Annotated in this window: 9 protein-coding genes; 7 read left to right on the top strand and 2 right to left on the bottom strand. The window is 38.7% G+C overall.

Annotated elements, in window-relative coordinates; all coding sequences use genetic code 11:
• On the top strand, window positions 1-1470 hold the full coding sequence (locus PQG54_RS10235; RefSeq protein ID WP_271790410.1) for an autotransporter strand-loop-strand O-heptosyltransferase: 1470 nt from the start codon (window positions 1-3) through the stop codon (window positions 1468-1470).
• A gap of 59 nt (window positions 1471-1529) precedes the next feature.
• On the opposite strand, the gene ubiG is transcribed toward PQG54_RS10235, so the two are convergent.
• Complete coding sequence (gene ubiG, locus PQG54_RS10230; protein WP_271790411.1) at window positions 1530-2279, bottom strand: bifunctional 2-polyprenyl-6-hydroxyphenol methylase/3-demethylubiquinol 3-O-methyltransferase UbiG; 750 nt, start codon at window positions 2277-2279, stop codon at window positions 1530-1532.
• Between the two features lie 187 nt (window positions 2280-2466).
• On the opposite strand from ubiG, the gene PQG54_RS10225 reads away from it, so the two are divergent.
• The 6 genes from PQG54_RS10225 to prfA all read left to right on the top strand — a co-directional run bounded on the left by PQG54_RS10225 (window position 2467) and on the right by prfA (window position 9529).
• The gene (locus PQG54_RS10225) at window positions 2467-3720 is read left to right on the top strand and encodes an aspartate kinase (protein ID WP_271790412.1); all 1254 of its coding nucleotides are present in this window, start codon (window positions 2467-2469) and stop codon (window positions 3718-3720) included.
• Entirely contained in the window at window positions 3720-4784 is a 1065-nt protein-coding gene (locus PQG54_RS10220) for an NAD(P)H-dependent flavin oxidoreductase (protein ID WP_271790413.1), read from the top strand. Before PQG54_RS10225 ends, PQG54_RS10220 begins: the two co-directional genes overlap by 1 nt.
• A gap of 22 nt (window positions 4785-4806) precedes the next feature.
• A complete protein-coding gene (locus PQG54_RS10215; protein ID WP_271790414.1) occupies window positions 4807-5901 on the top strand; it encodes a helix-turn-helix domain-containing protein in 1095 nt (364 codons plus the stop codon).
• 130 nt (window positions 5902-6031) lie between these two features.
• Entirely contained in the window at window positions 6032-7162 is a 1131-nt protein-coding gene (ispG, locus tag PQG54_RS10210; protein WP_271790415.1) for a flavodoxin-dependent (E)-4-hydroxy-3-methylbut-2-enyl-diphosphate synthase, read from the top strand.
• A 30-nt stretch (window positions 7163-7192) separates the two neighbouring features.
• Complete coding sequence (gene hisS, locus PQG54_RS10205; RefSeq protein WP_271790416.1) at window positions 7193-8443, top strand: histidine--tRNA ligase; 1251 nt, start codon at window positions 7193-7195, stop codon at window positions 8441-8443.
• A 3-nt stretch (window positions 8444-8446) separates the two neighbouring features.
• Window positions 8447-9529, top strand: coding sequence for a peptide chain release factor 1 (gene prfA, locus PQG54_RS10200; protein ID WP_271790417.1), 1083 nt, complete (start codon window positions 8447-8449; stop codon window positions 9527-9529).
• A gap of 52 nt (window positions 9530-9581) precedes the next feature.
• Here prfA and PQG54_RS10195 read toward each other — a convergent pair whose 3' ends face one another.
• Entirely contained in the window at window positions 9582-11987 is a 2406-nt protein-coding gene (locus PQG54_RS10195; protein ID WP_271790418.1) for a P-loop NTPase fold protein, read from the bottom strand.
• Between the last annotated feature and the right edge of the window lie 59 nt (window positions 11988-12046).

The following is a 12046-nucleotide window of genomic DNA, read 5'->3' as shown; positions in this document are numbered from 1 at the left end:
ATGAGTGAAGATCCTAAAGTTAAAGTTGAAGGCTTTGAACGTATTAAATTAAAAACACGCGAAGAAAAAGAAACGCTTGACTCAACTGAAACATCAAATTTACAGGCAACAAAAGAAGATTCTACAACCCAGCCTATTATTGAAGATCTCGCTAAAAGGTTTTCTCCTCAGATCGGTGGGGAAAGCAATGTTTCTAATCAATCCACGCCAGAAGATTCTGTTGGTTCAGCTCAGCCACAATCAAATACAGAAGGAAGTTTAGTTCAACCACCACTAAATCCTACTCAAGATGCAGGTTCAGGAATTGCTTTTGACTTTAATTTTGCGATGCGTGTTTCAGTTCCAAAGCCAGCGGAAGGTGAAGGTTGGCGTATTCAGTTATATGATCTGGATACAGAGGTTGCGCTATTAGATCAGCCCTGTTTTGATGTAGGGCATGCTGCCACAGCAAAACATCATTTTTTAAATGGAAGAATTACAGTTTCAAAGATTCTTAAAAATGGGAAAATCGAAGATGTCTTTACTCACCAGTATAATGCTGAAAATAAGGATGTACTAATTGTTTTTCCAGTAGGATCTCTAGGGGATTCCTTAGGATGGATGCCTTATGCTGAGAAATTTAGAAAAAAGCATCGCTGTAACTTGACACTTGCGATTGCTTTGCCGTTGATTGAGCTATTTGAAAAATCTTATCCCGAAATTAAATTTGTCGATGCTATAGAATATGCGAAAAAAGAGCCAAAAGATCCTTATTATGCCTCTTATTACATAGGATTATTCTTTAAAGACGAAGATAATCATTGGCAACCTGAGGACTTTAGACAAGTTGGATTACATCGTACTGCAGGTTATATTTTAGGAGTGGATCCAACAGAAGAGCCTCCAAAACTTACATATAGTGATGATACAAGGCCGATAGAAGAGCCATATGTTGTTATTGCTTCTCAAGCTTCAACACAATGCAAATATTGGAACAATCCTTTTGGATGGTATCATGTAATTAAGTTCCTAAAGTCAGTTGGGTATCGTGTTATTTGTATTGATAAAGAGGCCGTTTTTGGCCGTGATTTGGTTTGGAACTATATTCCTAATGGTGCAGAGGATCAAACAGGAAATCGTTCTTTGGCAGAAAGAGCACGTTGGTTAAAGCATGCGGAATTCTTCGTTGGATTATCTTCTGGTTTAGCATGGTTGGCATGGGGGGCTGGTATTCCTGTCGTGATCATTTCTGGTTTTACTCATCCATCGACTGAGTTTGATACGCCTTATCGTGTCTTTAGTACTCACGTTTGTAATAGCTGTTGGAATGACGTTCGGTATCAGTTTGATCATAGTAACTATTTATATTGTCCTAAACATCAGAATACACCTCGTCAGTTTGAATGTACGAAAGGGATTTCACATCAACATGTTATTAAAACAATTTTGCAAATTCCAGGATGTCGATCAGAAGTAATTAATAACGCCTAAAGATAGATTAAAAAAACATTCAAGTTATTACACTTGAATGTTTTTAGTTTTGTTAAGTTCTATATTTTAGACAAGCAAACCATATAGTTAATCTTTACATTTTGTGAGATTTTCCACCCATTAGGCCTCATTGCTAAACCAGCCATGTCGACAACGCGTAATCCTGCATGATGCGCCATCTTTCCAAGTTCAGCAGGTGTAATAAATTGCTTCCAACTATGTGTTCCAATTGGTAGTTTGCGGGTTAAATATTCTGCACCGACTTTGGCGAATAGAAAAGAGGGAATGTTACGGTTAATTGTTGATAGAAACGCGATCCCATTGTCGGTTAAAAGTGCAGAAATATTTTGCACGAATTGTTCTGGGTCATTAACGTGTTCGAGTAGCTCCAAAGCGGTAATGACCTGATATTGTTGTTTTTCTTCCACAAGCGCTTCGATGGTTCCTACACGATACGTAATATGACCACTCTTAGGTGGAAGGGGAATGGTATCCAGATGATGTTGTGCAGCTTGGATCACCTCTTTTCCTGCATCAACACCCAATATATTATATCCCAAAGAAGCAAGACCCTCACTGGCTATCCCAACCCCACAACCAATATCGAGAATAGGTCGGTTAGGATCAAGGGGATATGATTTTAAAAATTGTTGGATCCACTCGACCCGAAGTGCATTCATTTCATGGAGTGGGCTCATTGGGCCTGTTCGATTCCACCATTCACTCGCAATGGCATTAAATCGATTAATTTCATCCTCTTTTACAGAATTCTTTTGATTGTCTGGATCATGTGGTGTAACGGTGGACATAATGTGGCCTTTCACAGGGTCGTCAAGTAAAATTAATCAAATTATAAACAAAAAAAGAAGTCAATAGTTTGATTATCAATTATAACTAGGTTAAGTATTCAGTTAACGATATTTTCAATACATAAAGTTTATATTTTCATTATGTAAAGAGTAATAATGAAAATAATGATTGCGGAGTTTGCTTTTTATGCCTCTTAGTGCCCCTAGAATAGTAATGAAGTTTGGTGGAACCTCTGTTGCCGATCTGGATCGAATTCGCAATGTTGCAAAAACGGTAAAAAAACAAGTTGATGCCGGATGTGAAGTAACGGTTGTAGTTTCTGCGATGTCTGGTGTCACGAACCAGTTGGTTGGTTATTGTGAGTCTTTAAATCCTTTGTTTGACCCTTGTGAGTATGATTCAATTGTTGCCACGGGTGAACAAGTAACCAGTGGATTATTGGCAATCGCGTTGCAAAATCTTGGTGTTCAATCACGTTCGTGGGCTGGATGGCAAATACCGATCCTGACCGATGATGCACATAGTAAGGCAAGAATTCAATCTATCGATTCGTCTAAGCTCATTGAATGTATGCAATCAGGTGTTGTGCCAGTGGTTGCGGGATTTCAGGGGGTTGATGAAAATGGACGCGTTGCAACCCTAGGTAGAGGCGGATCAGATACATCAGCGGTTGCTTTGGCAGCAAGTATGCAGGCAACACGTTGCGATATTTATACAGATGTTGATGGAATTTACACAACAGACCCAAGAATAGTTAAAAAAGCAAAGCGCATTCCTGCGATTGCTTATGAGGAAATGTTAGAGTTAGCTTCCGTTGGGGCAAAAGTGTTACAAACGCGTAGTGTAGAATTGGCGATGAAAGAGCAGGTTCGCGTCCAGGTGTTATCAAGTTTTGATGATAATCCAGCGCCAATGGAAAATTCGCTGCCTGGATCTTTGGTTGTAAGTGAGGATGAAATTATGGAAAAAGAACAAGTTACTGGTATTGCATATTCTTTAAATGAAGCTAAAGTTGTTATTAAAGATATTCCCGATCATCCTGGCATTGCAGCATCTGTCTTTGCCCCCTTGGCACGTGAAAATGTAAATGTTGATATGATTGTTCAAAGCAGTGGTAGTAATCAAAAAACAGATATGACTTTTACAGTTCCCAAGACGGATTTGTTAAATGTTCAACAAATTCTAGAGCGTGAAAAAGAAAAGATTGGTTTTGCAGAAATGTTAACCGATGATGATGTTGTAAAAATCAGCGTTGTTGGTATTGGAATGCGTTCCCATACTGGGGTTGCAAATACAATGTTTAAAACATTGGCAGAGCGATCAATTAATGTTCAAGTGATTTCTACCAGTGAAATAAAAGTGTCTGTGTTGGTTGCTGCTGAATATGTAGAACTTGCTGTTCGTGCTTTACATACTGCTTATGGATTGGATGCCCAATAATGCAACATAATGCTGTTGATGTGACGGACTTAGATAAAGATGCACAAAGCGAACTTGCTTCTTTGTGGAGCAGAGGAACCGAGTTTTTAGGCAGTGAAGTTGCTATTTTGGGCGGGGCAATGTCTTGGGTCAGCGAACGTAATCTTGTTTCCGCCATTTCGAATGCTGGTGGTTTTGGTGTTATTGCTTGTGGGGCAATGGATCCTACATTGTTAGAAGCAGAAATCGCTGGCACACAAGCCATGACAACCAAGCCTTTTGGCGTTAACTTAATTACAATGCATCCTCAGTTAAATGAGCTGATTGATGTTTGTTTGAAATTACACGTCAAGCATATTGTTTTAGCTGGTGGTGTCCCCTCGGGTGCTGCAATAAAAAAAATCAAAGATGGTGGTGCTCAAGTCGTTGCTTTTGCACCTGCTTTGGTTTTGGCAAAACGGTTAATTAAAATGGGTGCAGATGCTATTGTGATTGAAGGGGCTGAGGCTGGTGGACATGTTGGTCCCGTTTCTTTGACAGTGTTAGCTCAGGAGATATTGCCTGTTATTCGTGAGGTGCCAGTATTTATTGCTGGAGGGCTTGGACGTGGAGATGCGATTTTATCTTATCTTGAAATGGGAGCATCTGGAGCGCAATTAGGTACTGTTTTTGCAGCGTCTGTTGAAAGTCAAGCTCACGAAAATTTTAAAAAGGCTTTTGTTAGGGCCGCAGCTCGTGATGCAATTACGACTGTCCAAATTGATGATTCTTTTCCCGTAATTCCTGTTCGTGCGTTGGCCAATCAAGGCACTAAAGAATTTATGAAACATCAAGCAGCCATCATTCAAAAATATCAACGTCAAGAAGTCAGTAAGGAAGAAGCTCAACTAGACATTGAACATTTTTGGGCGGGTGCTTTGCGACGTGCAGTTAAGGATGGAGATATCGAAAATGGTTCCGTGATGGCAGGTCAATCAGTTGGAATGGTTAAAGAAATATTGCCAGTAGAAACAATTATTCATACTCTCGTAAAACAAGCGGTTGACGCTTTGGTGGTCAGACGTCAACGGATTAAACATTCATAATTAACCTTAGGTTGAAAGAAGCATGAGCGACTTGAACCAGCTATATTCTGATAAAAATATTGGGGATACACTTAAAACACGTAGAGAAGAGCAAGGATTAAGCCTTGAAGAAGTTTCTCAACGGTTACGTATTCGTTTGGTGTTTTTAAAAGCATTAGAGGATGGGCGTATCGATCAATTGCCCGGAATTGCTTATGCTTCTGGTTTCTTACGTGCTTATGCTGAATTGTTGAATCTCGATAGTGATGTGCTAGTAAAGCAATTCCGACAAGAAAATAAGGGCAATTCTGAAAAACAACAGCTGATGTTTCCAGCACCCGTTCCACAGAGCGGTGTCCCAGCAGCTGTTATTGTATTTGTTAGTCTTATCATTATGGTTGGTGCTTATATTGGTTGGTATAAAATGTCCGACCATCATCAAGCCCCGCCAGAAGTTATTCCATCACCGCCAACTCAAGCTGAGCAAAATAGCGGAACAACTCAACAAATCTCTCCGCAAATAGCCTCTATTATGCCGACGGATCATCCAGCTCCATTATCTCAGGATAATCAACATGTCGAAGCAAATACCACATCTAATGCGCCTGTGACAAACCAACAGCCCGCTACTGCATTACCGCAGCAGCCACAGCAACCAACAGAGCCAACATCATCACCACCGTCTGCTCCTGATAACAAAGATGTAGCAGCGGCTGAAGCGAAACAACCAGAACAGCCTTTGATGATTAAGGCAATTGCTCCAAGTTGGTTGCAAATCAAAGATAAAGAAGGGCATGTTTTATACCAAAAAGTCTTGAAAACAGATGAAACTTGGCAGGTCCCTAGTGACAAAGATGAAGTCATTATGACGATTGGAAATCCTGGTGTTGTTGTTTTACAGAAAGGTGAAATACAATCATCGCCTTTGGGGAAAAAGGGTAAAACATTACGTCGATTTGTTTTAGATTCATTCAAAATAGACAAATTATTACACCCATCTGATGAGAAAATTGCGGATAAACCCGTATCTAACAACGTGGTAACTAGAAATAAAAAGCCTGTCGTATCAAAACCTGCTACTCGTTCTAACCATGATGTATCTGCAGATGATCTAAACGCAAAGCAACTTAATCGTTGAGGATATCGTGAAGAAGAATTGTAGTTTCGGTAAGGAATACTTATAATAAATAGACTGGTAAATAGGATTATATAGCGAATTTTTTGGATTATTTGATATATTTAAAGATCATTTTGGAGATTAGAGTTAAATGAGTTTACGCCCATATCAGCATATCGAACGCAATAAAACTCGTCAGATTCATGTTGGATCTGTACCCGTTGGTGGTGATGCACCGATCAGCGTACAAACAATGACGAACACGTTGACCAGTGATGCCAAAGCAACCATTGCACAAATTAAACGTGCAGAAAAAGTGGGTGTGGATATTGTTCGTGTTTCTTGCCCGGATGAAGCAAGCACAGCAGCATTAAAAGAAATCGTTCAAAATGTAAATGTGCCGATTGTTGCCGATATTCATTTCCATTATAAAAGAGCAATTGAAGCTGCTAAAGCAGGGGCTGCATGTTTGCGCATTAATCCTGGTAATATTGGCAGTGCAGAACGCGTACGTGATGTGATTAAAGCTGCAAAAGATTATAACTGCTCCATCCGTATTGGGGTGAATGCTGGATCTTTAGAAAAGCATTTGTTGGAAAAATATGGTGAGCCTAACCCTGATGCGCTGGTCGAAAGTGCATTAGAGCACGCAAAGATATTAGAAGATAATGATTTTCGTGAATTTAAAATTAGTGTGAAAGCTTCTGACGTTTTCTTGGCTGTTGAATCTTATCGTCAACTATCTGAAGCATGTGACTATCCTTTACATATTGGGATTACCGAAGCGGGTGGTAAACGTGCAGGAACCGTGAAGTCTTCGATTGGTTTAGGTTCTTTGCTATGGGCAGGAATTGGGGACACGATGCGTGTTTCATTATCTGCAGAACCAGAGGAAGAGGTTGCTGTTGGTTGGGATATCTTAAAAAGTCTTGGGTTGCGTCATCGTGGGGTTCATGTGGTCTCTTGCCCATCTTGTGCGCGCCAAGGATTCCAAGTTATTCCAACGGTTGCTAAGCTTGAAGAACGTTTGGCTCATATTGAGACACCGCTTTCTCTCTCTGTGATTGGCTGTGTGGTTAATGGTCCTGGTGAAGCAACCATGACAGACGTTGGGGTTACGGGGGGTGGTTCTGGTCGTCATATGGTGTATATGGCGGGTAAACAGGATCATACGGTGCCTGCAGAAGATATGATTGACCATATTGTTGAATTGGTAGAGAAAAAAGCAGCAGAGATTGAAGCTGAAAAAGCCGCAGCCAAAGCTAAAGCAACAACTAAATAATTTTATAAACTATAAGGCAGGATAAAAAGCGTGAGTGTGGTAAAGCCCGTTCGTGGAACGCATGATTTAATTGGTGAAGATTCAAGACGTCATCAACATGTTATACAAGTTGCAAAAAAAGTAACTTCTTTATATGGGTTTGAAGAGTGGATTACTCCTGTTTTTGAAGAAACGGCTGTGTTTGCACGTTCTTTGGGGGAAACATCGGATGTTGTTTCCAAGGAAATGTATTGTTTTGAAGATCGTGGAGGGGATTCATTAACATTGCGCCCAGAGGGAACCGCTGGGATTTGTCGTGCGTTGGTTACAAATGGACTAACACAGTCTTTACCACAAAAGGCTTTTTATACTGGGCCGATGTTTCGCTACGAGCGTCCTCAAAAAGGACGGTATCGCCAATTTCATCAAATTGGTGCCGAGTTATTAGGAACTTCCACACCTTTTGCTGATGCGGAAATGATTGCGATGGGATATCATATTCTGCGTGAGCTTGGTATTGCCGATGATGTGGTGTTAGAGTTGAATACACTGGGCGATATTGCTAGCCGTAAAGCGTGGAGAGAGGCTTTGATTTCTTATTTCCAAGCTTTTCAATCTCAGTTATCAGAAGATAGTCGTAATCGTTTGGAAAAAAATCCGCTACGTATTTTGGACAGCAAATCGCCTGAAGATCGGGCATTATTAGCAAATGCCCCTGCATTAAAGGATCATATGACTCCTGAAGCGCAGACATTTTGGGATCAATTGAGAGTGGCGTTGGATCAGTTTAAAATTCCGTTCAAAGAAAATCCTTATATTGTTCGTGGCTTGGATTATTATAGTCATACGGTGTTCGAGTTTGTAACCACCAAATTAGGTGCACAAGGTACTGTCTTGGCCGGTGGACGTTATGAAGGTCTGGTTGAAGAAATGGGCGGCCCATCAGTGCCATCAATCGGTTGGGCAGCTGGGGTTGAACGTTTGGCGTTATTGCTAGAAGAAAGCCCAAAAGTTGCCGCACCTGTCGTTATCATTCCACTTTCCAATGAAGTGCATGATGTTGCATTCTCTGCATTACAAGTGTTGCGTTATGATGGTATTTATGCCGAGATTGCCTATAAAGGGAACTTGCGCAAACAAATGGAACGTGCAAATAAACAAAATGCACCCTTAGCATTATTAATCGGTGACGACGAAGCACAAAAACAAGTGGTGCAAGTAAAAGACTTAATCTCTGGCGAGCAAGCTGAAGTTGCAATAACGGATCTTGTTACGCATTGTAAAATGAAATTGGCGAAATAATCGATGTCTTCTGAAGAATTTTCTGTAAGTTTTAATGATCGTTTGGATAAAATTGTTGCTCGTTCAGAAGAGCTGCAACATATTTTATCCACTGAGATTTCAGGTGACGAATTTATGGAAGCGTCTCGTGAGTATGCTGACTTAAATAGAATTGTTGAGTTGGTTCATGCGTTGCGTAATGCTGAACAAGAAACCAAAGCCGCTGAGGAAATGTTACAAGATCCCGAGATGAAAGATCTTGCCGAAGCTGAATTGGAATCATTAAATGAACAAATACCACAGTTAAGACATGATATTCGGTTGGCGATGCTTCCCAAAGACAAAGCTGATGAAGGGAATGCTATCTTGGAAATTCGTCCTGCTGCGGGTGGCGACGAAGCTGGGATATTTGCAGCTGAGTTATTTGGTGCCTATCAACGATATTCGGATATGAATGGCTGGCGTTTCGAGGTCATGGAATATGACGATACAGGCGTTGGTGGGATCAAAGGAGCGATGGCTTCGATTTCTGGAAATAACGTATTTGCACGATTAAAATATGAGTCAGGCGTTCATCGTGTGCAACGTGTCCCTGCGACAGAAAGCCAAGGGCGTATTCATACGTCAACTGTGACGGTGGCGGTATTGCCTGAAGCAGAAGAGGTCGATGTTGATATTGATGAAAAAGATTTGCGTATTGATGTCTATCGTGCCTCTGGTGCGGGTGGTCAGCACGTTAATAAAACCGAGAGTGCGGTGCGTATTACCCATATGCCTTCGGGTGTCGTAGTGGCGATGCAGGAAGAAAAAAGCCAGCATAAGAATAAAGCCAAAGCGATGAAAATCTTGCGTGCGCGTTTGTATGAACAACAACGTGCTTCACTACATGCTGATCGTGCAGCAGATCGTCGTTCTCAGGTCGGAACGGGTGATCGTTCTGAACGTATTCGTACTTATAACTTTCCACAAGGTCGCGTAACCGATCATCGGATCAATTTAACCTTGCATAAAATTGATCGTATTATGCTGGGCGAGCTTGATGAAGTTGTCGACAGCTTGGCGCAAGAAGAACAATCAAGATTACTGGCTGCTGAAGAAGCAATGTAAGGTTCGATGATTTTGATATGATGATACGATACCTCATATTGGGCTTATAGGCTTAGTATGAGGTTTTTTGCTTTATAATCTGTTCAAGTTGTTGAATGAGTACTTGGATTTTATCTATCATATAGTTTGGAGACCAATCATCATCTTTTAAAGGAATTATAATGTCTTGCCAAAATGAAAATTCCGTTTTGATAATATTAATCGTGGATAAGCTATCGTAACGTTTGATAAGAATTTTATGTAATTCATCAATCTGATGTTTTTCATACCTATAGGAACTATTCATGAAGCTTTCTTTGATTTGTTTATCAAAAATAGCTTGCTGAGTATATTGACTTGAATTACATAAATATTCCTCTAAATCGGCATAGTTGTTCTTATCTAGTGATTCTGTAATGAAAAACGGTTGAGTTGTTTCAATAATATCATGAATAGTTTCCAATAATTGTTTGAGGTTATACTTTTGCAAAGGTTGAGAATATTCTTTTGTTGCGTCGATATGTGTTTCAATAGCCACTTTTATATAATGCCAAAATAAGAATTCTGGTGTCATATAAAAACATGTAACTTGCTTGTTAAGCCTATCATTCGTCAAATAACGTTGTTTTAATATTTGATTAAAATTGAATAATTGATTGTTATCTAGTCCAAATAAAATATCAATAAGTTTTTCTTTTTCAATTTTATGAAAAATAGGTTTCCATATTATATTAGGGTTCAATAATAGATTGATTGATTTTTCACGTGTATCCTCATGTAGTGCTTGTAGGACAGAAGTAATTTGCTCCTCTTCTTGTTCTTTCTTGATATGTTTTATAATTTCTTTTCGTTTATTACGAAATAAAGACCATATTTCTTGAAAAGTAAAATCTTCGTCAAGATAATAACCATATCCTGTTTGGTTGTTGAACTCGAAGTTAAGAGATTCTCCTTTATATATATTCTGCCATTCACCGATCCAATAAGGAGTGAATTCATTCAAAGATTTTTGAGCGGTTGATTTGATTGTTTCTATGTGAATATCGATCAAGCCATTATTAGACCATGAAATCATGAGTTGAATGATATGAAGCAAGTCATAGAAAGGCTCTTGTTTAAAAGATAAAAAATTTTTTACTAATCGTTGTGACAAACTTTGAAAATCCTCTTCACTCAGAGCAGGAAAATGATAGGATTGCATCCATAATGGTTGTTGTAGTTTGGGTATAAAATAAATGAGTTGATTGGTAGCTTGTGTAATATTAGCCATTTTATTGGTAAAAAGAATATCAAACCAAATACTCAATGAGTATAACCATGTTTGTATTTGATATTTTTTACTGGTGTCTTTGAATTTGTTATCGATTTTATTTGTTTCGCGTAAGTGTGTTCGTACGGCTTCTCTTAAAGAGTCTGTTATTCGTTTAAACTCATACGGATTTGATTCCTCTTGGGGTTCTGAAGATGGGAGTAATGTTTCAAATATTTGTTTGGTTAAATCATTTCTATAGATTGCTAATTTTACCCCTATAAACGTGCGAATTAATTCTTTGACAAATTGAGGGTGTTGTTGGTGCTTTTCCTCTAAATTATCAAGTAAATACGTAAAATCATCTAATGCTTGTTTTAACTGCCTAAGATTGATAGAGGTTTGAGTCTTATAGACTTCTTTTAAAATATAGTCATGCTCTAATAATAAGTTTTGATAGGGGTTATTTTGGATAAAGTATGACAAAGTATCATCAAAATCGCTTTGAACTTCAAAAGTTTTACTAATAACTTTTTCTTTAAATTTTATATATATTTCACGATTTTTAAGATCGTCTTCACTGGTATAGGGTTTGGTTTCTGATGTTTCTTCCTTTTGCTCTTGTCTTGTAAATTCTTTGGTAAGCTCGTCTTCGTTGGCAATTAAGATGACTTTGATATGATCTCTTTCAACGAATGCATTAATATGACCTAATAGTTCTTTAAGAGGAATATCGGTGCGTTCTAGGTCATCAAAGACAAAAATAATATTGCTTTTGTTTTTACTAAATAAGAGTTTTTCTAGTTTTTTAGATAAGTTCTTTGATGCCTCTTGTAGTTTATCTTGTTTTATTTTAATTGGAACATCAAAGCAATTCCATACTGTTCCTGCCACAGCTAATGTTTTTCCAAGTATTCTTGCGCTTTGTCCCAATCCAGGTTCTAAAGAATAACAGATTTCTTGACTGATTTGATCGTCCAGGTCAGCAATCGTTTTTAAACCAAACACACTCATTTTAAAGATATATTTTTGTTGTTCCTTTTCTGCTTTTTGCTTTTCTTCTGCATTTATTTTTGCAATAAACTGGTCAATATAATATGTTTTGCCACATCCCCATGACCCTGTTAATAAAATAGCTGAATCAGCGGGTTCTTCTTTATTGATATAATAGGTTAAATAGTCAGTAATATGCTGATTTTGATCTGAATTATTATTAGAAGTTTTTGTCATGATGCAATCTATGTTATGGTTCACGGATGATTAAAATAGTTTATCACAACTCCGAAATA

The organism is Commensalibacter communis (assembly GCF_947179015.1).
Classification (GTDB): Bacteria; Pseudomonadota; Alphaproteobacteria; order Acetobacterales; family Acetobacteraceae; genus Commensalibacter; species Commensalibacter communis.
This window is presented reverse-complemented; position numbering and strand designations above follow the sequence as displayed.

Bases quoted from the DNA above. Each gene is read 5' to 3' on its own strand.
- PQG54_RS10195 (WP_271790418.1), bottom strand. From the start codon at position 11,987: ATGACAAAAACTTCTAATAATAATTCAGATCAAAATCAGCATATTACT.
- PQG54_RS10225 (WP_271790412.1), top strand. From the start codon at position 2,467: ATGCCTCTTAGTGCCCCTAGAATAGTAATGAAGTTTGGTGGAACCTCT.
- ubiG (WP_271790411.1), bottom strand. From the start codon at position 2,279: ATGTCCACCGTTACACCACATGATCCAGACAATCAAAAGAATTCTGTA.
- PQG54_RS10220 (WP_271790413.1), top strand. From the start codon at position 3,720: ATGCAACATAATGCTGTTGATGTGACGGACTTAGATAAAGATGCACAA.
- PQG54_RS10215 (WP_271790414.1), top strand. From the start codon at position 4,807: ATGAGCGACTTGAACCAGCTATATTCTGATAAAAATATTGGGGATACA.
- PQG54_RS10235 (WP_271790410.1), top strand. From the start codon at position 1: ATGAGTGAAGATCCTAAAGTTAAAGTTGAAGGCTTTGAACGTATTAAA.
- prfA (WP_271790417.1), top strand. From the start codon at position 8,447: ATGTCTTCTGAAGAATTTTCTGTAAGTTTTAATGATCGTTTGGATAAA.
- ispG (WP_271790415.1), top strand. From the start codon at position 6,032: ATGAGTTTACGCCCATATCAGCATATCGAACGCAATAAAACTCGTCAG.